Source organism: Paraburkholderia sp. SIMBA_053 (assembly GCF_046534895.1).
GTDB classification, from domain to species: Bacteria; Pseudomonadota; Gammaproteobacteria; order Burkholderiales; family Burkholderiaceae; genus Paraburkholderia; species Paraburkholderia caledonica.
In genome coordinates, this window is the sequence record NZ_JAWRXU010000686.1 from 1 (window position 1) to 272 (window position 272).

At 64.3% G+C, this 272-nt stretch carries 1 pseudogene; it reads left to right on the forward strand.

Annotation, left to right across the window (positions count from 1 at the left end):
- Positions 1–272: pseudogene (locus SB753_RS37335) on the forward strand (thioredoxin reductase); the annotation flags it as partial.

Here is a 272-nt window from a genome sequence, read left to right on the forward strand (position 1 = left end):
TGCTGATCCGCCGCAGCGGCTTCGAGGCGACGATGTCGCGCTATCTGATCGACCGGATCGCGTCGCTGCCGAACGTCACCGTGTATCCGGGCACGGAAATCGGCTGGCTCGAAGGCAGCGAAGGCGGGCTCGAGCAGGTCGGCCTGAAAAACCCATGCGCGGACGGGCGCGACTGCTTCGATTCGCGGCATCTTTTCCTGTTCACGGGCGCCGATCCGAATACGGACTGGCTGCGCAGCTGTGGCGTCGAACTGGACAAGAAGGGCTTCGTG